At 73.6% G+C, this 23,741-nt stretch carries 23 protein-coding genes; 16 read left to right on the top strand and 7 right to left on the bottom strand.

What is annotated here, in order from left to right; translation table 11 throughout:
* Positions 1–6: 6 nt before the first annotated feature.
* Positions 7–375 (bottom strand): VOC family protein, encoded by a 369-nt coding sequence (locus Cs7R123_RS27050; RefSeq protein WP_212830518.1) that lies wholly within the window; start codon positions 373–375, stop codon positions 7–9.
* Between the two features lie 93 nt (positions 376–468).
* Here Cs7R123_RS27050 and Cs7R123_RS27045 point away from each other — a divergent pair, with 93 nt between their 5' ends.
* Positions 469–2,001 carry an aldehyde dehydrogenase family protein gene (locus Cs7R123_RS27045; protein WP_244872170.1) on the top strand — a complete coding sequence of 511 codons (1,533 nt, stop codon included), beginning with the start codon at positions 469–471 and terminating at the stop codon, positions 1,999–2,001.
* 90 nt (positions 2,002–2,091) lie between these two features.
* Here the strand turns inward: Cs7R123_RS27045 and Cs7R123_RS27040 are convergent, their stop codons facing one another.
* Entirely contained in the window at positions 2,092–2,769 is a 678-nt protein-coding gene (locus Cs7R123_RS27040; protein WP_212830517.1) for an FAD-dependent oxidoreductase, read from the bottom strand.
* A gap of 85 nt (positions 2,770–2,854) precedes the next feature.
* Between Cs7R123_RS27040 and Cs7R123_RS27035 the strand changes: the two genes are divergently transcribed.
* Entirely contained in the window at positions 2,855–3,718 is an 864-nt protein-coding gene (locus Cs7R123_RS27035; RefSeq protein ID WP_212830516.1) for an aminoglycoside phosphotransferase family protein, read from the top strand.
* Between the two features lie 286 nt (positions 3,719–4,004).
* On the top strand, positions 4,005–6,218 hold the full coding sequence (locus Cs7R123_RS27030) for a bifunctional SulP family inorganic anion transporter/carbonic anhydrase (protein ID WP_212830515.1): 2,214 nt from the start codon (positions 4,005–4,007) through the stop codon (positions 6,216–6,218).
* A 19-nt stretch (positions 6,219–6,237) separates the two neighbouring features.
* Here the strand turns inward: Cs7R123_RS27030 and Cs7R123_RS27025 are convergent, their stop codons facing one another.
* The gene (locus Cs7R123_RS27025) at positions 6,238–7,149 is read right to left on the bottom strand and encodes a LysR family transcriptional regulator (RefSeq protein WP_212830514.1); all 912 of its coding nucleotides are present in this window, start codon (positions 7,147–7,149) and stop codon (positions 6,238–6,240) included.
* A 93-nt stretch (positions 7,150–7,242) separates the two neighbouring features.
* Here Cs7R123_RS27025 and Cs7R123_RS27020 point away from each other — a divergent pair, with 93 nt between their 5' ends.
* The 10 genes from Cs7R123_RS27020 (at position 7,243) to Cs7R123_RS26975 (ending at position 16,279) form a co-directional block, all read left to right on the top strand.
* The gene (locus Cs7R123_RS27020) at positions 7,243–7,647 is read left to right on the top strand and encodes a RidA family protein (protein ID WP_212830513.1); all 405 of its coding nucleotides are present in this window, start codon (positions 7,243–7,245) and stop codon (positions 7,645–7,647) included.
* Complete coding sequence (locus tag Cs7R123_RS27015) at positions 7,644–8,501, top strand: NAD(P)-dependent oxidoreductase (RefSeq protein ID WP_212830512.1); 858 nt, start codon at positions 7,644–7,646, stop codon at positions 8,499–8,501. The genes Cs7R123_RS27020 and Cs7R123_RS27015 overlap by 4 nt, the downstream gene beginning before the upstream one ends.
* A gap of 51 nt (positions 8,502–8,552) precedes the next feature.
* Positions 8,553–9,215: a GNAT family N-acetyltransferase gene (locus Cs7R123_RS27010; protein ID WP_212830511.1), complete on the top strand. Its 663-nt coding sequence runs from the start codon at positions 8,553–8,555 to the stop codon at positions 9,213–9,215.
* Between the two features lie 864 nt (positions 9,216–10,079).
* Positions 10,080–11,321: a hypothetical protein gene (locus Cs7R123_RS27005; protein WP_212830510.1), complete on the top strand. Its 1,242-nt coding sequence runs from the start codon at positions 10,080–10,082 to the stop codon at positions 11,319–11,321.
* Positions 11,322–11,899: 578 nt separating this feature from the next.
* On the top strand, positions 11,900–12,289 hold the full coding sequence (locus Cs7R123_RS27000; protein ID WP_212830509.1) for a group 1 truncated hemoglobin: 390 nt from the start codon (positions 11,900–11,902) through the stop codon (positions 12,287–12,289).
* A gap of 2 nt (positions 12,290–12,291) precedes the next feature.
* Entirely contained in the window at positions 12,292–13,449 is a 1,158-nt protein-coding gene (locus Cs7R123_RS26995) for a globin domain-containing protein (RefSeq protein WP_212830508.1), read from the top strand.
* Positions 13,450–13,461: 12 nt separating this feature from the next.
* A complete protein-coding gene (locus Cs7R123_RS26990; RefSeq protein ID WP_212830507.1) occupies positions 13,462–14,097 on the top strand; it encodes a hypothetical protein in 636 nt (211 codons plus the stop codon).
* Positions 14,098–14,239: 142 nt separating this feature from the next.
* Entirely contained in the window at positions 14,240–14,650 is a 411-nt protein-coding gene (locus tag Cs7R123_RS26985; RefSeq protein WP_212830506.1) for a helix-turn-helix domain-containing protein, read from the top strand.
* 56 nt (positions 14,651–14,706) lie between these two features.
* Positions 14,707–15,651: a hypothetical protein gene (locus Cs7R123_RS26980; protein WP_212830505.1), complete on the top strand. Its 945-nt coding sequence runs from the start codon at positions 14,707–14,709 to the stop codon at positions 15,649–15,651.
* Between the two features lie 88 nt (positions 15,652–15,739).
* On the top strand, positions 15,740–16,279 hold the full coding sequence (locus tag Cs7R123_RS26975; protein ID WP_212830504.1) for a pyridoxamine 5'-phosphate oxidase family protein: 540 nt from the start codon (positions 15,740–15,742) through the stop codon (positions 16,277–16,279).
* 10 nt (positions 16,280–16,289) lie between these two features.
* On the opposite strand, the gene Cs7R123_RS26970 is transcribed toward Cs7R123_RS26975, so the two are convergent.
* Entirely contained in the window at positions 16,290–17,834 is a 1,545-nt protein-coding gene (locus tag Cs7R123_RS26970; RefSeq protein ID WP_212830503.1) for a hypothetical protein, read from the bottom strand.
* Positions 17,831–18,244, bottom strand: a complete 414-nt coding sequence (locus Cs7R123_RS26965) for an RDD family protein (RefSeq protein WP_212830502.1) — start codon at positions 18,242–18,244, stop codon at positions 17,831–17,833. The genes Cs7R123_RS26970 and Cs7R123_RS26965 overlap by 4 nt, the downstream gene beginning before the upstream one ends.
* A 45-nt stretch (positions 18,245–18,289) precedes the next feature.
* Here Cs7R123_RS26965 and Cs7R123_RS26960 point away from each other — a divergent pair, with 45 nt between their 5' ends.
* On the top strand, positions 18,290–19,645 hold the full coding sequence (locus tag Cs7R123_RS26960) for a flavin monoamine oxidase family protein (RefSeq protein ID WP_212830501.1): 1,356 nt from the start codon (positions 18,290–18,292) through the stop codon (positions 19,643–19,645).
* 74 nt (positions 19,646–19,719) lie between these two features.
* Here the strand turns inward: Cs7R123_RS26960 and Cs7R123_RS26955 are convergent, their stop codons facing one another.
* Together Cs7R123_RS26955 and Cs7R123_RS26950 are read right to left on the bottom strand one after the other, a co-directional pair.
* Positions 19,720–20,682, bottom strand: coding sequence for a hypothetical protein (locus Cs7R123_RS26955; protein WP_212830500.1), 963 nt, complete (start codon positions 20,680–20,682; stop codon positions 19,720–19,722).
* Between the two features lie 381 nt (positions 20,683–21,063).
* Positions 21,064–21,786: an SDR family NAD(P)-dependent oxidoreductase gene (locus Cs7R123_RS26950; RefSeq protein ID WP_212830499.1), complete on the bottom strand. Its 723-nt coding sequence runs from the start codon at positions 21,784–21,786 to the stop codon at positions 21,064–21,066.
* A gap of 129 nt (positions 21,787–21,915) precedes the next feature.
* Between Cs7R123_RS26950 and Cs7R123_RS26945 the strand changes: the two genes are divergently transcribed.
* Both Cs7R123_RS26945 and Cs7R123_RS26940 read left to right on the top strand, forming a co-directional pair.
* Positions 21,916–23,154, top strand: coding sequence for an MFS transporter (locus tag Cs7R123_RS26945; RefSeq protein WP_212830498.1), 1,239 nt, complete (start codon positions 21,916–21,918; stop codon positions 23,152–23,154).
* A 60-nt stretch (positions 23,155–23,214) separates the two neighbouring features.
* Positions 23,215–23,736 (top strand): flavin reductase family protein, encoded by a 522-nt coding sequence (locus tag Cs7R123_RS26940; protein WP_212830497.1) that lies wholly within the window; start codon positions 23,215–23,217, stop codon positions 23,734–23,736.
* The last annotated feature ends 5 nt before the right edge of the window (positions 23,737–23,741 follow it).

Below are 23,741 nucleotides of genomic sequence, written 5' to 3'. Positions count from 1 at the left end.
CCGCGATCACTGCCCGCGCGGGGGCTGCCACAGCTCGACGCGGTTGTCCTCGGCGTCGTACACCCAGCCGAACCTGCCGAACTCGCCGTCCTCGACCTCGTCGACCACCTTGACCCCGGCCGCCCGCAGCTGCGCCAGCATCGCGTCCAGGTCGTCGACGCGGAAGTTGAGCATGAACGGCTGCCGGGCGTCGCCGAAGTAGTCGCTGTCGGCCTCGAAGACCGACCAGGTGGTGGAGCCGCCGGCCTGCCAGAAGAACCGGTGCCCGCCCCAGGCGGAGACCTCGATCCCCAGATGGTCGCGGTACCAGGCCTTGAGGGCGTCGGCGTCGCGGGCGCGCAGGAACACCCCGCCGATCCCGGTCACTCTCTGCATTCGGACAGTGTGCCAGAAGTCCGGCGAAAGTCCAGGCATTCTGGATCTTCCAGAGCGCTCGACGCGGCGGCGCGGCGGGCGGATGATGCTGGCATGCTTCGTTCGATGATCGGCGGTGTCCCGGCCGACGCCACCGCGCGTGTCGTGGACAGCCGCAACCCGGCGGACCTGTCCGATGTCGTCGCGCAGATCGGGCTCGGCGAGCCCGCCGAACTGGTCGCGGCCGCCCGGTCGGCCCACGCCGCGCAGCGGGCCTGGGCCGACGTGCCCGCTCCGGTGCGCGGTCAGGTCGTCGCCAGTGTCGGCGCCCTGGTCGAGGCGAACGCCGAGGCACTGGCGCGGCTGGTCACCCGCGAGATCGGCAAGCCGCTGGCCGAGGCGCGCGGCGAGGTCCAGGAGATCGTGGACACCTGCCGCTTCTTCCTCGGCGAGGGCCGCCGCCTCTACGGCCAGACCGTGCCGTCGGAGATGCCGGACAAGCAGCTGTTCACGTTCCGCGAGCCGGTCGGCACCGCGATGATCATCACGGCGGGCAACTTCCCGGTCGCCGTGCCGTCCTGGTACCTGGTGCCCGCGCTGCTGTGCGGCAACACGGCCGTCTGGAAGCCCGCCGTGTACGCCGCCGCCAGCGCCGACGCCCTCTACCGGCTGTTCGTGCGCGCCGGGCTGCCCGAAGGCGTGCTCAACCTGGTGCACGCCGACGGCCCGCAGACCTTCGCCGGGCTGCGCGCGTCACTGGAGCAGGGCCTGGTGCAGAAGGTCGGCTTCACCGGTTCCACCGAGGTCGGCCGGGCCGTCGGCGAGCTGTGCGGCCGCCACCTCCAGACGCCCTGCCTGGAGCTGGGCGGCAAGAACCCGATGGTCGTCACCGAGGACGCCGAGCTGGACCTGGCCGTCGAGGGCGCGCTGTTCGCCGGGTTCGGCACCGCCGGGCAGCGCTGCACCTCGCTGGGCACCGCGATCGTGCACGAGTCGGTGCACGCCGAGTTCCTGCGCCGCCTGTCCGCCGCCGTCGCCGCGGCCGCCATCGGCGACCCGACGCAGGACGTGCTGTACGGCCCGCTGCTGGACGAGCGCTTCGCCACCTCGTACGAGGGCCATCTGAAGTCCATCACCGACAGCCAGCGGGTGCTCGGCCCGACCGGCCGGATCACCGCGGCCAACCCGCGCCCCGGGTTCGTCGGCGACCCCGAGCGCGGCCTGTTCTACCACCCCGCCGTCGTCGACGGCGTACGCCCCGGCGACGCCCTCTTCGACGAGGAGACGTTCGGGCCGATCATCGGCGTCACCACGTACCGCAGCCTCGGCGAGGCGATCGAGCTGGCCAACGCGCCCGGCTACGGCCTGTCCAGCGCGATCTACACCACGGACCCGGCCAAGGCGTTCGCGTTCCGGCGCGGCATCGGCGCGGGCATGGTCAGCGTCAACAACTCCACCTCCGGTGCCGAGGCGCACCTGCCCTTCGGCGGCAACGGCCGCTCCGGCAACGGCAGCCGCCAGTCGGGCATGTGGGTGCTGGACCAGTTCACCCGCTGGCAGGCGATGAACTGGGACTACTCCGGCCGCCTCCAGAAGGCGCAGCTGGACGTCGCCGTCATCACCCCCGACCTCGACTACCGCCTCTGACCGTCCTCTCGCCCGAGTTGCCGGGCAATCGGGCGCATCGGAGCCCCGCATCGCCCCGACTGCCCGGCAACTCGGACAGAGGTGGCGTCGTCAGGGGGTGACGGTGTCCAGGTCGTGCAGGCCCTTGAAGGTGTCGGTCTGGATGGCGTCGTCGGGCACCGCGGCGATGCGCAGCTGCTCGACCGCGGCGGCCACGAAACCGTCCGAACCGGCCACCAGGTAGGTGGCGGGCGGCTCGACCAGGGCGACCTCGGCCAGCTTCGCGGCCAGCTCCGCCCGGCCGACGCGGTGGTACGCGATCGGCATCTGCGCGAACTCTCCCGCGTACAGGTGCTGCTCGCGGGCGGCGTGGACCAGGGCCACCGGGGTGCTCGGCTGGTGGGCGCGCAGATGGCGCAGGATCGACCGGAACGGGGTCACGCCGATGCCGCCGCCGATCATGACCAGCGGCCGGTGCGCGTCGTCGGTCAGGCGCAGGTGGCCGCCGATGCCGAACACCTGCATCGCCGCACCCGGCTGCAACGCCCGGAAGTGCTGCTGGAACGGCGAGTTCGACGAGTGGTCCAGCGTGAACCACACCTCGTCGTCGCCCGGCGCCGAGGCGAACGAGATCTCGCGCACCGGCTTGGTGAACCGGCGCAGCAGCTGCGGGAAGAACAGGTGACCGTACTCGCCGGGGCGGAAGTCGAGCCGCCCGTCCGGACGGAACCGATAGGTGTGCACGTCACCGTACTCGTGGGTGCTGCCGATCAGGTGCAGCCGGGGCATGCGGACCTCATCTCTGGACGGGATGTCGCGCACATCCTCGCAGAAACCACTGGGCCGCCCGACGCCCGGCCGCGACGATGGGCGGATGGCGCCCACCTCACCCCAGCACCCCGGACCGGGTGCGCCGACCCTGGCCTGGCTGGCTCGCGTGCTGCCGCACCCGGTCACGGCCGTGGCCGCGCTTCGGGGCGGCATCGCCAGCAGCGTGAGCGCGGTGCACACCACCGACGCGGTCTACGTGCTGCGGCTGTGGTCGCGGCCCGGCTGGGAGGACGACCCGCCGGTCTTCACCGCGTACGACGAGATGCGCGCCCTGGCCATGCTGGAGCGCAGCGGCCTGCCCGTGCCCCGGCTGGTCGACGCCGACCCCGGCGGTGCCTGGTGCGAGTTCCCCGCGCTGCTGATGACCTGGCTGCCCGGCACCATGCTGCACGGCGCCACCCACCGGGCCGACGGGGCCGAGGAGCTGACGCCGGACATGCTGCGCCAGCTCGTCGAAGCGGGCCACGTCCTGCACTCGCTGGACGGGGCCGGGCTGCCGGACTGGCTGCCGTACACCGATCTGGGGCGGGTCGGGCCGCCGCCCACCAGCACCCGGCCGCAGCTGTGGCGCGACGCCGTCGCGGCCGCCCGGCCCGCACCGCCCGCGCCCGGCGTCTTCCTGCACCGCGACTTCCACCCGGGCAACACGCTGTGGCGCGACGGCCGGCTCACCGGCATCGTCGACTGGACCAACTCCTCGCGCGGTAGCGCCGGCTACGACTTCGGCTACCTGCGGGTCAACCTGCTGCTCGCGTACGGCCAGGCCACGGCGGACGCGCTGCTGCCGCTGCTGGGCGGGCGCGACCGCCACGGCGATCTGCTCGCCTTCTTCGACATGTACTGCGACGACGAGCTGCCCGGCCCGCTGGAGCTGGTCGAGCCGTACCTGGCGAGCCTGCTCGCCTGACCCCGCGCCCACGCCCGCCGGCCCCTTGACCCTGCGCACCGGGGGACGCCCTCCAGCCCGTGAGTTCCATAGACGTTGGCCTATCTCATCGAAGACGATCTCGTGTCAGTCGATGTGATAGGCCGACGTCTATGAAAGGTGGGCTGCGCGGCCGGCGTTCCAGCGTGGGTGTTCCAAGCCGCGAACCAGCCCGCACCCGGCTGCCGTTGATCTCATCATCAGCGTTTTCACAGCTTGGTGCCGTTAGGACGGCGACAAGGTGTCGACGGAGGGAAGTGATGGGTAGATGAACGGGTTCTGGCGGGAACGGTTGCGGGCTGATCTGCCCGCTTCCCTGGTGGTGGTCCTGGTCGCGCTGCCGCTGTCGCTGGGCATCGCGGTCGCGTCCGGGGCGCCGGTGATCGCGGGCCTGATCAGCGCGGTCGTCGGCGGCATCGTCGCCGGCGTGCTCGGCGGCTCGGTGGTGCAGGTCAGCGGCCCGGCGGCCGGGCTGACCCTGATCGTGGCGCAGACCGTCGCCACGTTCGGCTGGCGCGGCGCCTGCGCGATCACGGTCGCGGCGGGGCTGCTGCAACTGCTGCTCGGCGCCTCGCGGGTCGCCCGCGCGGCGCTGGCGGTGTCCCCGGCGGTGGTGCACGGCATGCTCGCCGGGGTCGGCGTCGTGATCGTCCTGTCGCAGATCCACGTGCTGCTCGGCGACGCGCCGCAGGCCTCGCCGCTGGCCAACCTCAGGGCGCTGCCGCGCGAACTGATGCACAACCACACCACGGCGGTGCTGATCGGGGTGCTCACCCTGGCCGTCCTGGCGCTGTGGCGGTATGTGCCGGCGCTGCCCAGGTGGATCCCGGCGCCGCTGGCCGCCGTCGTGATCGGCACCGTGACCGCGGCGGCCACCGGCTGGCCGGTGCAGCGGGTGGAGATCCCCGACGACGTGCTGTCGTTCGAGGCCGGGCCGCAGTGGCCGACCGGACCGCTGCACCTGGCGCTGGCGGCGGTCGGCGCCGTGGCGATGGTGGCCAGCGTGGAGTCGCTGCTGTGCGCGGTGGCCGTCGACCGGATGCACGCCGGGCCGCGGGTCAACCTGGACCGGGAGCTGTGCGGGCAGGGCGCCGCCAACCTGGTCGCCGGGGCACTGGGCGGCCTGCCGGTGGCGGGGGTGATCGTGCGGTCGTCGACGAACGTACGCGCCGGAGCCCGCTCGCGGCTGTCCACGGTGCTGCACGGCGTCTGGATCCTGGCGCTGGTCGTCGCCGCCGTGCCGGTGATCGAACTGATTCCGCTGCCCGCGCTGGCGGCGCTGCTGGTCTATACCGGCGTCCAGATGGTCAACCTGACCCACGCCCAGCAGGTGCACCAGCACCGGGAGACCCCGGTCTACCTGCTGACGCTGCTGTCGGTGGTGGTGCTGGGCCTGTTCGAGGGCGTCCTGGTCGGGATGGGCTGCGCGCTGCTGCTGTCGGTGTGGCGGCTCACCCACGCCACGGTCCGCGCCTACCTGGACGGCCAGGGCTGGCACGTCGTGGTCGAGGGCTCGGTGACGTTCCTGGCGGTGCCGCGACTGAGCCGGGAGCTGGCCCAGGTGCCCGCCGGGACCGCGGTCTCGGTCGAGCTGAACGCCGACTTCATGGACCACGCCGCGGTGACCGCGCTGCACGACTGGCTCGTCGGGCACGAGCGCGGCGGCGGCACCGTCGAGGTGCACGAACTGCACCACGACTGGTACGCCGGTGCGATCACCGGCCAGCGGCCGCCGGCCCGCAAGCCGCACCCGGCCGCGTGGTGGCTGCCCCGCATCCACCGCCCAGCCGGGGCCGCCCCCGCCGCGCCGGACGCGTCCATGCCGGACGGCGTATCGCACGGCGGCGGGGCGCGCGAGCGGCTGGCCCGCGGGGCGCGGATGTTCCACCGCCACGCCGCCCGGCGGATCGCGCCGCTGCTGGCAGACCTCGCCCGCACCGGCCAGCAGCCGACGCAGCTGTTCATCACCTGCTCGGACTCGCGGCTGGTGCCCAGTCTGATCACTGCCACCGGCCCGGGGGACCTGTTCGTGGTGCGCAACGTCGGCAACCTGGTGCCCGACTCCGGCGACGGCGACGCCGCCGGGGTCGGCGCGGCGGTCGACTTCGCGCTCAACGTGCTCGAGGTGCGCACCATCACCGTGTGCGGCCATTCCGGCTGCGGCGCGCTGGCCGCGCTGCTGCGGCCGGTGACGCACCCGGCGCCGATGCCGCACCTGGGCCGCTGGCTGCGCCACGCCGAACCGAGCCTGGCGAGGGTCGAGGCGGCCGCGCCGTCCGATGTCGACCACCTGACCCGGCTGTGCCAGACCAACGTGGTCCAGCAGCTGGAGCACCTGATGTCGTATCCGGCGGTGCGCGAGCGGGTCGCCGCCGGGCGGCTGGAACTGGTCGGCATGTACTTCGACCTGGCTACCAGCCGGGTCCACCTGCTCGGCGCGGACCAGGCGTTCGTGCCGGTCGAGGCCCTGAGCCGGAGCTGACCGCGCGCCGGGGCGGCCCTCAGGCCGCCCCGGCCGCCGCCTCGACCAGCGCGTCGGCGAAGCGGGCGGCCGGTCCGGTGCGCGCGTCGCGGGTGCGCAGCGCGGCGTACACGGCGCGCCTGGGCGGGTCGCTCAGCTCGCGGATCGCCACATCGGCGCGTACGGCCGGCGCCAGCAGCCCCGGGACCAGGCACACCCCGAACCCGGCCGCCACGAACGCGAGCTTGCCCATCCAGCCGCCGGTCTCGATCTCGACGCGCGGGGTGAACCCGGCCCGCCCGCACGCGCTGGTCAGCACTGCCGCCGCGCCCGCGTAGTCCTCGACCCACGCCTCTTCGGCCAGGTCGGCCAGGTCGACGCGCTCGGCTGCGGCCAGCCGGTGGCCGCGCGGCAGGGCCAGCAGCAGCGGATCGTCGAGCAGGTGCACCACGCGTACGCCGTCGAGCACGGGCAGGCCGGGCGGGTAGTCGGTGACCACGACCAGGTCGAGCTTGCCGTCGCGCAGCCGGGGGAGCAGCCGTGGGGTGACGCCTTCGGCGAAGCTGACCCGTACGCCGGGTTCGTCGGCGGCGAACCGGATCAGCGCCCGGGGCAGCAGGTGCCCGACGGCGGTGGGCACCGCGCCGACGCGCAGCCGGGCGGGTTGGCGGGTGCGGGCCGCCGCTACCTCCTCAGCGGCCCGCTCGACCCGGGCCAGGATCGCCGCCGTGTGCGCGAGCAGCGCCTCGCCCGCCGGGGTGGGCCGCACCCCTCGGGCATGCCGGTGCAGCAGCGGGCCCCGCAGCGCCGCCTCCAGGGTCGCGAGCTGCCGCGACACCGCGGACTGGGTGTAGCCCAGCGCGGTGGCGGCGGCGCTGATCGAGCCCTGCTGGCACACCTCGTGGAACGAGCGCAGCGCGGTGAGGTCCATCGGGGCAGCGTAGTCAGCCATGCGGAACACGCATGGCTCAGATGACATACGTGCGCTACTGCACCGGGCCGCGACCGCCCACAATGATCGAGTCGATCTGGAAAGGACAACGTGATGTCGCACGTCGTACGCATACCGGCGCCCGAGGGCCTGGCCGGGTCCCCCAATTACAGCCACGTCGTCCACGGCACCGGCCGCCTGGTCGCCGTCGCCGGGCAGGTCGCCTTCGACGCGGACGGCAGGCTCGTCGGGGCGGGTGACCCGCTCGCCCAGGCCCGCCAGGTCTTCGCCAACCTCGGCACCGCCCTGGCGGCGGCCGGGGCGACCTTCGCCGACGTGGTGAAGCTGGGCTGCTTCGTCACCGATGTGGCATACCTGCCCGCGATCCGCGACGCGCGGGCCGAGGCGATGGGGGAGGTGCTGCCCGCGAGCACGGCGGTGCAGGTCGTGGCGCTGTTCCGGCCCGAGCTGCTGCTGGAGGTCGAGGCGTGGGCGATCGTGCGGGAGGACCGGGCGTGAGGGTCGCCGTCTGCGGGCTGGGCCGCATGGGCGCGGCGTTCGCCGGGGTGCTGCTGGCCGCCGGGCACGAGGTCGCGGTGTGGAACCGTACCGCCGGCCGCGCGGGCGACCTGGTCGGGCGGGGCGCGGTCGAGGCGCCGACCGCCGCCGCGGCCGCGTCCGGCGCGGACCTGGTCGTGCTGATGGTCTTCGACGGTACGGCCAGTGAGCAGGCGCTGTTCGCGGCCGACGGCATCGCCGCCGGTGCCGCCGCGGGCACGCTCATCGTGAACGCGAGCACGGTCGGGCCGGACGAGTCGGCGGCGCTGGCCGCCCGCGCCGCCGACGCGGGCCTGCGCTACCTGGAGGCGCCGGTGCTCGGCTCGGTGCCCGCGGTGCTGTCGGGCACGCTGACCGTGCTGACCGGCGGCGACCCGGCCGACGCGGCCGAGGCGGAGCCGGTGCTGACCGCCTGGTCGCACGCGGGCCGCCGCCGCCACGCCGGGCCCGTCGGCGCGGCGACCGCGCTGAAGCTGGTCGCGAATCTGGCCCTGGGCGTGGTGGCGGCGGGCCTGCACGACGCCGTCACCCTGGGCGAGGACCTCGGCCTGCCCCGGGACCTGGTGCTGGACACCCTGGCCCTGGGCGCGTTCGAGCGGATCGCGGGGCGCAGCCGGGAGCGGCTCGGCGCGCAGGACTACACCGGGGCGCCGTTCACGCTGGGTGCGCTGGACAAGGATCTGCGGCTGGCGGCGGCGTACGCGCGGCGCCCGGTGCCGGTGCTGGCGGCGGCCGTGTCGCTGACCTGCGCCGCGGTGGCCGACGGCGAGGGGGACCGCGACATCTCGGTGCTCGGGCGGGGGACGGGGGCCTGAGGACCGCGCCGCAGGTCAGGGGCGGCGGCCGGGGACGTATCCTTCGGTGCGATGAACACCGGCACCGCTCCCGCCCTGGCCGCCTTCCTCGCCGCGTACCTGGGGGACTGGCCCGACCGTGACGGGCTGACCGTGGTCGGCTCCGACCTGCGCACCCGGCCCGGCTGGGACGGCCAGGTCCGCGAGGTGGTCGGGATCTCCCGGCCCGGCGGCGGGGTGCTGTCCGTGCCGCCCGAGATCGCCGACGCGGTACGCGCTGCCGTGCCCGGCTGGGCGGACGTCCCGGCGCGCCTGCCCGCCGCCGTCGGCCGCCCCGAGGCCCGCACCTTCGCCGGGGTGTTCCGCTGGACCACCGCGCCCACCGGCCTGCCCGACGCCGGGGTCTGGGTGCCCGCCACCGACCCCCGGCTGCCCGAGTGGCTGCGCCCGTTCGGCGGCGACGCCCTGGTCGCCTTCGACGAGCAGGGCCGGTACGCCGCCGGGGTCGGCGTCAAACGCCACAACCCCGCCGGCATGGAGATCTCCGTCGGCACCGACGAGGCCCACCGCGGCCGCGGCCTGGCCTCCCGCCTGACCGCCCAGGCCGCCCGCTGGATCCTGTCCACCGGCGCCGTCCCCATCTACCTGCACGACCCGGTCAACACCGCCTCCGACCGCACCGCCCTCGCCGCCGGCTTCCCCAACCCCGGCTGGCACATCCACGGCCTCCACTAACCCCATCCCCCACCCCCACCCCACCCTGCCCCCGCACCACTGGCCCGGGACCACCAGGTTGGCCCGGCACCGCCACGATTCCGGCGCAAGTTGTGTCGTGATCGCTAACTGCGGTCACGATGTGCGCTACAACCGCGCGCTCTGACCGCAACTGGCGATCATCCGCCCCCGCCCCCGCCCCCTCCCGTTGATCATGAACTTATGGCCGGGTTCGACGGTGTGTCGCCACCCTGGCACCGTGATCACCGGCCGTCGTGGTCGGGCGCGATGCAGATCCCGTCCGCAAACGCCGATCTTCGGCCAGCTGGCCGTGCCGACCACGGCGGCGCCGACGCGAGCGGCAGGGAGGCGGATGATCGCCAATTGCGGTCCGATCGCGCGGTTGTAGCGCACATCGTGACCGCAGTTAGCGATCACAACGCAACTAGCGCCGAAATCGTGGCGCTGCCGGGCCAACCTGGCGCTGCCGGGCCAACCTGGCGCTGCCGGGCCAACCTGGCGCTGCCGGGCCAACCTGGCGCTGCCGGGCCAACCTGGCGCTGCCGGGCCAACCTGGCGCTGCCGGGCCAACCTGGCGCTGCCGGGCCAACCTGGCGCTGCCGGGCCAACCTGGCGCTGCCGGGCCAACCTGGCGCTGCCGGGCCAACCTGGTGGTGCCGGGCCAGCGGCGCGTGGTGGGCTCGGGCCGAACTGGCGTTGGTGATCACGGTGCCAGGGTGGCGACACACCGTCGAACCCGGCCATAAGTTCATGATCAACTGGGTGGGTCGGGGTGGGGAGGGCCGGGTGGGGCTGGGCGGGTAGGTGGGGTGGGGGTCGGCTGAATCGGAGGTGCGGTCGAGGCGGGCGGGGGATCATGGCGGTGTGCCGACCGATCCGGACCAGGTCGCCGACGCGCTGTACGCCGCCTCACCGGACGGTTTCGTCGCCGCCCGTGACGCCGCCGTGGCCGAGGCGAGAGCTGCGGGCAGGGCCAAGGATGCCGCCGCGATCGGCAGGCTGCGCCGGCCGACGATCGGTGCCTGGCTGGTCAACCGGCTCGCACTGACCCGCCCCGACCTGACCGCGCAGCTCGCCGACCTGGCCGACCAGCTCCGGCGGGCACAGCGCGACCTGGCGGGCGACCGCGTACGTGCCCTGTCGACCCGCCGCAAGAACCTCCTCGCCGACCTGACCGCCCAGGCGGCCGACCTGGCCGTGCAGGCCCAGCCAGACGTGTCCGCCGCCCGCCTGCCGCTGACGGAAGCGGAAGAGTCGCTGGCGGCCGCCCTGGCCGATCCGGACATCGCCGAGCAGGTGCGCACCGGCCGCCTGCTGCGAGCGGTGTCCTACACCGGCTTCGGCTTCGCGACCGCCGAAGCCGACCAGCGCGACGAGGCCGACCAGCACGACGAGGCCGACCAGCACGACGAAGGCAAGCAACACGATGAGGCCGGCCAGCAGGACGGGGACGACCGGCGCGATTCGGCGGGGCGGCTGGACGAGGCCGGAGCGGCGTCCGGTGGACCTGTCGCGCCTGAGGAGCCGGGCGCGGCACCGGGGCGAGCTGCGCGGCGGCGGGGTGGCCGCACCGCGCCGTCCTCCCCGGTCGCGCCGGAGCCGGTCGCGTCCACCCCGGTCGTGCCAGCGCCGGTCGGCAGGGATCGGGTGGACAACGTCATCGACATCGGCCGCCACGACCGTGCCGCATCCCGCCGTCGCGGCGCGGCCGCCGCACCCGGGCATCCCACACCCGGGCATCCCGCGCCCGAGCGCCCCGTGCCGCCCCGGGCCGGTGCCGCTGCTTCAGCCGACGAGACCGTGTCCACGCAGGTCGAGGCGGCCGTCGACAGAGCGCCGGAGCGGTCCGAACAGGAGCGGGCGCGGCGGGAGCTCGCGGCCGCGCAGGCGGAGCTGGCCGAGGCGGCTGAGCGGCTGGGCGCGGCCGACCGGGCCCAGCAGACGGCGGCAACGGAGCTGGCCGAGGTCGAGCAGGCGCTGCTGGCGCTGGCAGCGCGCCGCGAACAGGCCCGAACCGATTCGGTACGCGCCAAAGCCGAGCACAGCGCCGCGCGCCGTGCCCTGGTCGCCGCCGAACGCAGGCTCACCAGGGCCGAGTCGGCCTGAACCGCAACGGTCCGGGCGTCGCGTCGCACGCCGCCCGGACCGCTCCTCCGCGCACTGCCCCGGGCCCCCAGGCCGGACAGGCATACGATTCTTACATGATTTGCTTCAAAAATTGCAACTTCAGATGTGCTCTTGTCTTAACAGAGTCAACGTTTTAACCTAACAACACCGTCGGCGCGACTCAGGCGCCGGCTCCGCGATCCAGGCGGGCGTTGGCGACTCCCCGAAGTCCCGGCGCCCGCTTTTGCCTGTCCGGCCGTACGCCCGAGCTGTCGACGGCGCACGAAAGAGTGTCCGGTTTGGTGGCTGTCGCATCACCGTCGCAGCTCTGGCCGATGTGGACGGCACCGGGCACACTCGGTCGGAAATACGCTCAGTAGTTTCGTCGTCTACTGGTTGACACCGGTGGGGTTGGTCTATATATGCTGCTCGCGCGCGGATAACCAGCAGTTTGGTACGGCAGCACCACAGCAAACCGCTGGTTGTGTCGGTGTGCTTCCACGTCCTGTCCGGGGCGTTGCGGGCCCGGGCCGGTAGGCACCGTCCCGCGTGGCCGACTCATCGAGCTGGAGGCGACGATGACCCAGACCCCGACGGCACCACCGACCGACGCGAGCCTGTACGACCTCATCGGCGGCGCCCCCGCCGTACGCGAGGCCGTGTCCCGGCTCTACACCTACCTGCTCGCCGACGAGCAGCTGCGCGGCTACTTCGACGGCGTGGACCTGGCGGCGCTCAGGGGCCACATGGCCCAGCTGCTCACCTACGTCCTGGGCGGGCCGGGGACGTACCCGGTGGAGCGGTTGCAGGCCGCGCACGCCCGCCTGGAGATCAGCGGCGCGGACTTCGACCGCACGGCGCAGTACGTCGCGGGCGTGCTGTTCGAGCTGCACGTGCCGATGGACATCATCCTGGAGATCGGGCAGATCCTGGCCGGGGTCCGCCCGATGATCGCGGCGGCAGCCTGACCATGGACGCCGCCCGGTTGCAGCGCAGTTTCGCCGTGGTCCTCCATCAGGGGGACCGGGCGGCGCAGCACTTCTACGCCTACCTGTTCGTGGCGTACCCGGAGCTGCGCGACATGTTCCCGATCTCCATGGCCGCGCAGCGCGACAAGCTGCTGCAGGCGCTGGGCCACATCGTGTCGCATGTCGACCGCCTCGACCGGGCGGCGCCCTACCTGGAGAGCCTGGGCCGCGACCACCGCAAGTTCTCGGTGGTCGGCTCGCACTACGCCCAGATCGGCCAGGCGCTGCTGGCGACGCTGGAGCACTTCCTCGGCGACGCGTGGACCCCGGAGCTGGCCGGCGACTGGGCCTACGCGTACGACCAGGTGTCGGCGGCGATGATGCGGGCGGCCGAGCACGCCGCGCGCAGCCAGCCCGCCTGGTGGACCGCGGACGTGCTGGAGCACGAACTGCGCGGGCCGGACCTGGCCGTGTTCACGGTCCGGCCGACCATGCCGCTGCCGTACTGGCCGGGGCAGTCGCTGTCGCTGGAGTGCCCGCTGCGGCCCCGGGTGTGGCGCTACTTCTCGCCCGCCAACACCCCGCGCGCCGACGGGACGATCGAGTTCCACGTCCGGGCGTACCGGGGCGGCCAGCTCAGCCCGGCGCTGGTCTACCAGCTGCGCGAGGGGGACCAGATCCGGCTCGGCGCCGCGGTCGGCGACCGGCTCACGCTGCTGCCCGGCGGCGGCCGGGACCTGCTGCTCATCGCGGGCGGCACGGGACTGGCCCCGCTTCGGGCGCTGGTGGAGCAGGTCGAGGTGGAGACCGGCTCGGGGGTGCCGGTGCGCGGGGTCGAGCTGTACGTCGGCGCCCGCACCGACACCGACCTGTACGACCTGGAGACGCTGCGCGGCCTTCAGGCGGCGCACCGCTGGCTGTCGGTGGTGACGGTCACGGGCGACCGCGGTCGCGACGACGTGGTGGCCGCGGCGCTGAGCGCGGGCAAGCTCGGCGATCTGGAGATCTACGCGTGCGGTCCGCCGGCGATGGTGGCCGCCGCTCGGGAGGACCTGGCGGCGGCGGGGGTGCCGGCCGACCGGGTGCATGTGGAGGAGTACGACGGCACGCGATACCGACCATCCACCACCGGCGCGGGATACTCCGCGGCGGCCCGCTAGAAAGCAGGCAGGGTGACCCCGATCAGCTCCGCTAGCGCCCACGAGCAGCCGGACCTGCGCAGGCGGGTGCCGCACACGCCAGAGTCGATCATGCGCTACCACCTGCCGGATGCGGCCGGCCGCAAGCGCGGCTACGACAAGGAGGCGGTCGACCGGCTGCGGCGCGGCCTGGCCGAGGACGTGGACGCCCTCAACGCGTACATCCTGGCGCAGCAGGCCGAGCTCGACCGGGTCAAGCGGCTGGGCGACCGGTTCCAGCCGGTGGACGCGGCGGCGCGGGCCCGGCAGGTCGCCGCCGAGGCGGTCACGCTGACGGCGCGGGCGCAGGCGCAGGCCGACACGGTGATCGCGGCGGCGCAGGAGCAGAGCCGCCTCATCGTGGAGTCGGCCGAGAAGCAGGCCGCGCTGATCATCGATACCGCCCGCCGCGACGCCGACCGGGCGGCGGCCAGCTACCGGGCCACGGCCGGGGGCGCCTACAGCCCCGACCGGGAGCGGCTGGCCCGCGACGTGGCGATGCTGGCGACCTGCCTGCGCGCGCTGGAGACGGCCCGGTCCAACCTGCCCGCGATCCAGGCCCAGTTCGACGCGGTGATCATGGCGTTCGGGCACCAGCTCGACGAGTTGCAGGACTCCGCCGGCAACTGACCGGCTAGCGGGGCACGGGGCACGGGGACAGGCTTGCCGAAGGCATCGGGCTTGTTCGATGATTATGCGCAGTGGAGGATCCACGATGCGGTATCCCCGTCCGCTCGATGAGACGCGGCACGACCCCGGAAGGGCCGAACGCATGCCTCTTCCCAGCGCACCGCCGGCGCTCCCGCCCTTCGCCGAGCGGTACAACCGACTGCTGGAGACGATCCAACCGGGCGGCGTGCGCCAGACCGACGAGATGGTGGCCCAGGCGACCGAGGTGTCCGCGCAGTACATCGGGATGCTGCGCACCGGCAAGCGCACCAATCCCGGCCACGAGCTGGTCGGCCGCATCGCGGCCCACTTCGGCGTCGACGTCGGCTACTTCCTCGACCCGGACCGGGCCGCCGCCGTCGACAAGGAGCTGCGCCTGCTCGGCGCGCTGCGCGACTCCCGCGTACGCCGTCTGGCCCACCGCATGTCCGGGCTGTCGGCGGCCAGCCTCGACCTCACCGCCGAGATCATCGAGCGTCTCCGCCGCCTGGAGGGTCTGCCCGACACCGACTGACGGCCGGGCCCGATCACAGGTGAGGCGGCTTGCGAGGGCGTGCTCCAATGTCCGGCATGTCGGATGATATTGAAGCGAGGCTGGCCGTGGCCGCCGAGGCCGTGCGCGAGCATCAGATGGTCACCGTGCGCTGCGCCGAACTGCGTGGTCGCGTCAACGATGTTCAGGAGCATGTGCGGTTCGCCACCGGCCGGCACGCTATCGAAGCCGACGATGTCGCGAAGTTGGAAGGCCTGTCGCTGACCCGCATCCTGGCGGCGCTGCGCGGCTCGCGCGACGACGCGCTGGCGCGCGAGCGTGCCGAGGAGCAGGCCGCCGCCTACCGGGTGGCCGAGGCGAGGGAGCGGCTGCGGGTGGTCGCCGACGAGCTCGCCGCCGCCAAGGCCAAGCTGGCGTCGCTGCGCACCGCCGAGGCCGACCACGCCGCCGTGCTCGCCGAGAAGGAGCAGCACCTCGCCGCGGTCGGCGACCCGCGCGCCGCGCGCCTGCTGGAGCTGGCCGAACGGCGCGGCTGCCTGACGGCCGAGGCCAAGGAGCTGCGGGAGGCCGTCGCCGCGGCCGTCCGGGCCGCCGACAGCCTCGACCAGGTCGCGCTGCTGCTGAGCAAGGCCGACGACTGGTCCCGCTACGACACCTTCTTCGGCGGCGGTGCCTTCAGCAGCTCGATGAAGCACGAGCGGATGGACGAGGCGGCGGCGGCCGCGGCGCTCGCCGACCGGCACATCGCGGTGCTGCGTAACGAGCTCGCCGACGTGCGCGGCATGGACCTGACCCTGCCGGAGCTGGCACTGGCGGACTTCACCCGGTTCGCCGACGTGTGGTTCGACAACATCTTCACGGACCTGGCCGTCCGCGACCGGATCAAGACGGCCATCGCCAACGTCGAGCGCTCGACCCAGCGGGTCTCGGGTCTGCGCCGTACGCTCAACCAGCGCCTGGCCGACGCGACCGCCGCCCTCGACGGCGCCGAGCGGGAGCGCCGCCTCCTGCTGGCAGGCTGAGCCTGGTCGAACCCGGCCCGCGTCCTGGCCGAGGTTTAGCGGCGGCCGCGCCGGGCAATGGCCACAGCGCCGACGATCGGAGGGCGCGATGGGACACCTCGTCCAGCACGAACCGACCGCAGTGCTCGACCCGCGCTACAGCGGGGGCGGGGCCGAACCGGTGCCGTGGGCGCAGGCCCGGGTGCGCCTGGTGGACGCGCCGGTGTTCTGGCTGTCGACCGTACGCCCCGACGGCCGCCCCCACGTCACCCCGCTGCTGGCGGTCTGGTCGGAGGAGGCGCTCTACTTCTGCACCGGCGCGACCGAGCGCAAGGCCCGCAACCTGGCCGACAACCCGCACTGCGTGCTCACCACCGGCACCAACGCCCTCGACGAGGGCGTGGACCTGGTCGTCGAGGGCGAGGCCCGGCGGGTGCGCGACACCGCCGAGCTGTGCCGGGTGGCGCTGGTGTACGAGTTCAAATACGGCCCCGACTGGCGCTACGAGGTGCGCGACGAGGCGTTCCACCACGTCGGCGGCCGAGCCCTGGTGTTCCGGGTGGACCCGGTGCGCGCCCTCGGTTTCGCCAAGGGCGCCCGGTTCGGCCAGACCATCTGGACCTTCCCGCAGGCCGGCGACGCGACCTGACGCGACCTGATCAGCGCACCAGGTCGGCGTAGACGACCGACTCGGTGTATCCGTCCTCCTGCGCAGTGCCCGAGCCCGGCGCGAGCCGGGCGGCGGCGGCCGCGAGCGCGTCGCGGGCGGCGTCCGGTGCCGACCACGGCGACATGGCCAGGAACTCCGGCTTGTCCCCGGCGTACACCTGGTAGTCGGCCGGGTCCGTCGCGGCGCGCTCGCCCGTGCCGACGTAGCGGCGGCCGGGTCCGGCCGCGCCCCGGCCGGTGATCGCGCTCTGGCCGTCGAAGACCAGGTCGAACAGGTTGCCGGTCATCATGGGGGTGACGTTGTAGCGGAATCCGACCGTCGGGTCGGCCACCGCCCGCCAGGTGGAGCCCATCCACTCCAGGGGCTGCCAGCCGCCGCTCTGCGCCGCCGTGGCCCAGCGGCCCGGGTTGGCGTCGGCCTGCACCATCAGGTCCACGCCCTGCGCGTCCAGGCAGGCCGCGTACGACACGAGCAGATCCGCACACGGGTCGAACCCGGCCGGGCGCTGCCCGAACGGGTAGCCATAGGCGAACGCGGGCAGCGAGGTGGCGAACCCGACCCGGAACCCGGCGACGTCGACGCCGCTCGCGTTGGCCCGCCCGGCCGCACCCGCCGAAGGGCCCTCATCGAGGCCGAGCAGGTCCAGCTCCAGCGGGGTCAGCGGCACCTTCTCGTTGCGGAACAGCAGGTTGCGCTCGAAGTCGGGCGCGTCGGGCCGCACCTCGTCGGGACCCCACAGGAACGTCGCGTTGGGCACGCGTGCCTCGGTGGCCACGTACGCCGTCCCGGTCGTGCGGTAGGCCGGGTCGGCGAACAGGGCGACCTCGGCGGGGTCGTGGCTGACCCGGTAGCGCGCCTGGTTGTTGCTGGCCACGACGTACACGCCGTAGTCGCGGGCGATCTCGGAGAAGGTGCGGCTGAAGGCGCGTACGAAAGTGTCGGTCGCGGCGAGCAGCACCTGCTTGCGCGGATCCACCCCGCCGAAGCGCGCCTGGTAAGCCGCGATCTGCGGTGCGTACGCGACGTTGAGCTGCGCCAGCGCCCCGGCCATGCCCAGGGGCACCGCATCGGAGGCGGCCCGCGCCGGGCCGCGCGACTGCGCCCGCACCCCGGCACCGCGCGGGCCGATGCCGACCGTGGGCAGCCCGATGTCCTCCGGGAACACCACCAGGGTGGGTACACCGGGCCTGAGGTGCGGCACCACCGACTCCTCCATCAGGCACCGCATCGCGGTCCGCCACGACGCATAGCTCTCCGCGTGCCCGAGGTCGAGGTGGTAGCCGATCGCGAAGGCGCGCAGCCGGGCGTTCGGGTCGTCGTGGCCGGTCACCGGCGCCCGGTTGGCGGCACGGTAGCCGGCGCAGGCGGCGGCGTCCGGATGGTCCGGGCCGCCGTCGGAACCGGCCGCCGCGGACAAGGCCCCGGGGAGCTGGCTGCTCAGCGCGACCAGGGTCCACGGCACCACGACCAGCAGCGCGAGCAGCCGCGCCAGCCGGGCGCCCCGGCCCAGCGGCGCGCTCAGCCGGGCGGTCACCGCGACCGGACCACGGTGGTGAAGGCGAGCCGGTCCCACATCGCCTGCCGGGTGGGCGAGAACGCGAACAGCGCCGCGAGGATCCAGCCCAGGCCCAGGGTGGCCGCGCCGAACAGGCCGACCACGCCGATCGCGTACACGCCCTGGCGCAGCGCCATCGTGCGCAGTCCCGCGGGCTCGGCCGACACCGCGTCGACGACGCGCAGGCCGAGCAGCCGCTTGGCGGGGGTGCGGCCGTGGCGCCACTCGTACACCGACCAGGCCAGCCAGCCGACGACCAGGGTCGCCGCGCACAGCAGCAGCTCCAGCCCGAACCCGGCCAGCCGTCGGCCGAGCCCGGCGAGCTGTGGTTCGGCGAGCAGCGGTCCGGCGGCCGCGGGGTCGGCCGGGTGGCCAGCGGTATCGATCATGCGGGGGACCCTATAGCGAGAATCACTCGCATACCATCCCCCACCATGGACGCAGATGTGATCGTGGTCGGGGCCGGGGTCGCCGGGTTGACCGCCGCCGACCGGCTCGTGGCCCAGGGCCGCAGCGTGCTCGTGCTGGAGGCGCGCGACCGCGTCGGCGGCCGCACCCTGACCGCCGACGTCCCGGGCTTCCCGCCGTACGTGGTGGACCAGGGCGGGCAGTGGGTGGGGCCGGGCCAGGACCTGCTGTACAAGGAGCTGTCCCGGTTCGGGCTGGCCACCCAACCGCAGTCGACCGGCGGCAGCGCACTGGTCGTGTTCCGGGGCAAGGCGCGCCGCTACACCGGCCGCATCCCGAAGCTCGACCCGCTGACGCTGCTCGACGTCGGGCAGACCCAGTTCCGGTTCGACCGCCTGGCCAGGACCGTGGACCTGGCGCAGCCGTGGCGCACCCCGCGCGCGGCCGACCTGGACAGCCAGACGTTCGAGACCTGGCTGCGGCGCACCTGCTTCACCGAGCGCGGCCGCGACTTCTTCCGCACCGCGTGCGAGGCCGTGTTCGCCACCGTCCCGGCGAACCTGTCGCTGCTGCACGCGCTCTTCTACTGCGCCAGCGGCACCAGCCTGGAGACCCTGATCAGCACCGTCGGCGGCGCGCAGCAGGACCGGGTGGTCGAGGGCCTGGGCACCCTGGCCGTGCGCCTGACGGCGCACCTGGGCGACCGGGTCCGGCTGGGCACGCCGGTGCGCGCGATCAGCCAGGACGAGACGGGGGTACGGGTCCAGACCCCCACCGGTGAGCTGAGCGCCCGGCGGGTGATCGTGGCGGTGCCGCCGACGCTGGCGGGGCGGATCGCGTACACCCCGGCCCTGCCCGCGCGCCGCGACCAGCTCACCCAGCGTGCCCCGCACGGCGGCATCATCAAGTGCCACGCCGTCTACGACAGCCCGTTCTGGCGTGCCGACGGCCTGTCCGCCGAGGCCGCCAGCGACCGGGGGCCGGTGAAGGTCGCGTTCGACGCCAGCCCGGCCGGTGCCGGCGGACCCGGCATCCTGCTGGCCTTCCTGGACGGCCCCGAGTCGCTGCGGCTGGGTGAGGTCAGCGCTGAGCAGCGGCGGGCGGAGGTGCTCCAGTCGCTGACCCGTTTCGTCGGGCCGCGAGCGCTGGAGCCGGTGGCGTTCCTGGAACGCGACTGGAACGCCGAGGAGTGGACCCGCGGCTGCTACGGGGCGCACCTGCCACCGGGAGCGTGGACGCAGGTGGGGGCGGCGCTGCGGGAGCCGGTCGGGCGGGTGCACTGGGCGGGGACCGAGACCGCCGAGCGGTGGTGCGGCTACGTCGACGGGGCGATCGCCTCCGGCGAGCGCGCCGCGGCCGAGGCGCACACCGCCCTCAGCTGAAAGACGAAGGAAGGGCACCTTCTCCATCGGAATCCGATGGAGAAGGTGCCCTTCCTGACTTCAGGCCGCGAGGGTCACGCGTCGGCGGAGGTGCTCTCGGCGGTGACGGCCGGGACGGTCTCGGCGGCGGGGGCCTCGGCCTGGGCCGGGGCGGCGTTGACCGGGTTGCGGCGCGAGCGGCTCGGCTTCTTGGCCGGCTCCTCGACGGGGACCGGCACGCCCTCGATGAGCTCCGGCGCGGTCAGCTCCTGGATCTCGGCGGCGATCTCCTCCTCGGTGCGGCCCGCCATCCGGCGCTGGGAGGCGCGGTCACGCAGGAAGGCCGCGTACAGCTCCTTGTCCTGGGAGTCCTGCTCGTCGACGAAGATGGCCTCCTGGCCGTCGCGCCTGGCGCGGATCTTCTCGGCCATGTCGGTCAGGCCCAGGCGGCCCGCCAGCGACGACACGAAGCTGGAACCGCGGGTGATGCCGGTCGCGATGAGGAACGCGCGGCGCTTGAGCCACACGCCCAGCAGCTTGGCGAGCTCGACCAGGATCTCGATGACCGCCGCGAGCAGGGCCAGCACGCCCAGGTAGACCAGGGTGTAGACGACGGCGACGATGACCGAGCCGGTCCAGCCCCAGTGGAACGTCGACACCAGCACGCCGCCGACCAGCGCGGCGAGCACGGTGCTGGAGAAGAACGTCGCAATCGGGTCCTGCAGGCGCTCCAGCCGGCGGCCGGCGGCGACACGCTGCAGCACCACCAGGTGGGTCAGCAGGACGGCGCCGATGATGAAGGCGGGCGCCACCGACGAGCCGAAGTTCGGGTCGGCGTTGTCGAAGTTGTCCAGCCACTGCACGGCCTTGCGCATCGGCAGCTCGCCCCAGGGCCAGCGGTCCGAGAAGTAGACCAGGTAGAGCGGGATGGACAGGATCGAGAGCGCGAACGCGAACTTCTGCGGTCGCTTGTCGAAGAAGACGGCCTTGACGAAGAACGCCACGGCCGCGAGCAGCACTACGGCCACTGTCCAGACGAGAATGTCGCCTACTGACACGATGATCCTTTGGATTGGTGGGCCACTGGTTCATTGACCTATGGCAGTCGCCCGCCGACCGTCAGCCCGGCAGTGCCGTGTTGAAGTCGCCCCGCCGGGACTCCTGACCATTCACAGACCCGTGCCCGAGCCGCCAGGCCCGACCGTGGCCGATGTCGGTGTCACCCAACCACCGCCGCCAGCAGCACACAATCAGATGATCAGACCGATGGGCATCGGACGTCCATACCGGTCGGAACGGTGAGGAGAATGATGCGCCCCGGCACATCCGGAAAGCCGCTTTTGGGCGGTGTCCTCCGGCGCTCTAATGCGGTCGTGCAGTAACCGATCCGACACATTGTCATGTGTGCTTTTAGCGGCTTTTACAGGTGCATTGTCCGGTTACCACGGCAGGGGCCGGCCGTGCCGGAAGAAGCCTCCGGTCGGCCCGCGGTCGGGCAGATCCACCGCCCACAGCACGCTCGCGGCGCCGTCGGCCACTGGGCCGCCGCCGGGGCCGCCCATGTCGGTGGCGATCCACCCCGGACAGACGGCGTTGACCAGGATGCCGCCGCCGGCCAGGTCGTCGGCGAGCTTGCGGGTCAGCGCGTTCAGCGCGGCCTTGGACACGCCGTACGCCGGGGTCTCGCCGCCCATCCCCGTCAGCGACCCGCTCTCGCTGGACACGTTGACCATGCGCGGATGGCGGCCGGCGCGCAGCAGCGGCAGCAGCGCCTGCGTGGTGCGCCACGCGCCGAGCAGGTTGGTCTCCAGCGCCTCGCGCACCGTGTCCAGGTCGGCGTTCTCGGTGCGCTGCCAGGTGTCGTACAGGACGGCGGCGTTGTTGACCAGCACGTCGAGCCGCCCGTACCGCTCGCCGACCGCGGCGGCGACCGACCGCAGGTTCACCGGGTCGGTGACGTCGAGCCGCAGTGCGACGATCTCACCGCCGCCGGACAGCTCGGCACGCAGCTCGGCCGCCGCCTGCTCGCCGCGGGCCTGGTCGCGCGAGCCGAGCACCACGCTCGCCCCGCCCTGCGCGAGCTGCCGCACCACTTCGCGCCCGATGCCCCGGTTGGCGCCGGTGACCACGGCGACGCGTCCGGCAAACCTGTCCTGATCCACACCGCCATTGTCCCCGGCCGCCGTGATGGGGCGTGTCGCGGCACGCGCGGACAAGTGAGTGAAAGATCGTCAATTTCCCCGGATAAGGGATAAGCTGTCTGCCCGCCTCGTGCACGTGAGGAGACGCGGATGCGCCAAGTGCTGCGCCGTGCCGACTTCCGACTGCTGTTCTGCGGCCTGATCGCGAGTATGGCCGCCGAGTCGATCCTGGTCCTGGCCCTGGCGATCTGGGTCAAGGACATCACCGGCTCCAGCGGCCAGGCTGGAATGATCATATTCGCGGTGGTGGCGCCGATCCTGCTCGCGCCGCTGGTCGGCTGGTTCGTCGACCGGTTCCGGCGGCGGCCGTTCCTGGTCGGGGCCAATCTCACCGTCGCCGCCGCGCTCACCCCGCTGTTCGCCGTACGCGACCGCGCCGACGTCTGGATCATCTACCTCGTGGCCGTCCTGTACGGCCTGTCCTACCTGGCCGTCAGCGCCGCCCTCACCGGTCTGATCAAGGTCGTCGTCCCGGACGAGCTGCTGGCCGAGGCCAACGGCGCCCTGCAGACGGTCCGCCAGGCGCTGCGCCTGGGCGGGCCCGTCGCCGGGGCCGCCCTCTACACCGCCGTCGGCGGCTGGACCGTCGCCGCGGTCACCGTCGCCGGGTTCGTGATCTCCGCCCTGGCCGTGGCCGTGATCCGGGTCCGCGAGGCCGCCCCCGAACCCTCCGCGCCGCACTGGCTGACCGAGGCCGGTGCCGGGCTGCGGCACGTGGCCGCGCACCCGGTGCTGCGCCGGATCACCACGGGCATGGCGTTCAGCATCTTCATGCTCGGCTTCAACGAGACCCTCGTGTTCGCCTACGTCGACCAGGGCCTGCACCGGCCGCCCGGGTTCGTCGGGGTGCTGTCGGCGGTGCAGGGCATCGGCGGCCTGCTCGGCGGCGCGCTGGCCATCGGCCTGATCCGCCGCCTCGGCGAGGTGAGGGCCGTCGCGCTGGGCATGCTCGCGCTCACCCCGGCGTCGCTGTCGTTCGTGATACCGCAGCTGTGGCTGTCCATACCCGGCATGGTCTTCTTCGGATGCGGGCTGGCCGTGACGGTGGTGAGCTTCCACACGCTGCTGCAACGGTCCACCCCCGCGGCGATGATGGGCCGCGTCGCGGCCGGGGTCGACGCGCTGATCAGCGGGCCGTCGGCGGCGGCGATCGCGGCCGGGGCCGGGCTCGTCTCCATCGTCGACTACCGGCTGCTGTTCGTGTTCACGGGCCTGTCGCTGCTGGCCTCCGGCTGGTCGGTGTGGCGGTCGCGCCGGCTCCTGCCCGCGCCGCCGCCCGTCGAGGCGGGCCGCCCCGCGGTGGCCGGTCCGGCCGCGGTGGCAGATTGAGCACCCATGGAGACACCCGGCCGAGTTACCGTTAGGTCACCCTCACCGGGAGGCACCCCCATGACCATCGCCGTACCGTCGGACCAGTCGACCGCCGTCGCGGGCATCGAAGTCGGCCGCTACCTCGGTCTGCTGCGCCAGTACGCCACGACCGTCACCGTGGTCACCACCTCCGGCCACGGCGACGCCGGACCGGCGGGCTTCACCGCCACCTCGTTCACCTCGGTGTCGTTGCGGCCGCAGCTCGTGTCCTTCTGCCTGGACCGCGACTCCTCCAGCTGGCCCGCCGTCGCCGGGGCCCGCCACGTCGCGATCCACCTGCTCGCGGCCGGCCAGCAGGAGGTGGCGCGGACGTTCGCCACCCGCGGCATCGACCGCTTCGCCGACACCGGCCTGTGGGCCCCCGGGCCGTACGGCGTGCCGATCCTCAACGGGGTGCTGGCCACGCTGGTCTGCGAGGTCGTCGAGCGCATCCCGGCCGGTGACCACGCGATCGTGCTCGGGCGGCCGGTCGACGCCCAGCAGCGCGACGGCGAACCGCTGCTCTACCACATGGGCGGATACTCGCAGCTGGCCCGCTGAGCCGC

The organism is Catellatospora sp. TT07R-123, from assembly GCF_018327705.1.
Lineage (GTDB): Bacteria > Actinomycetota > Actinomycetes > Mycobacteriales > Micromonosporaceae > Catellatospora.
The sequence above is the reverse complement of the archived record's forward strand: the minus strand, read 5'-3'. Positions and strand labels throughout refer to the sequence as shown.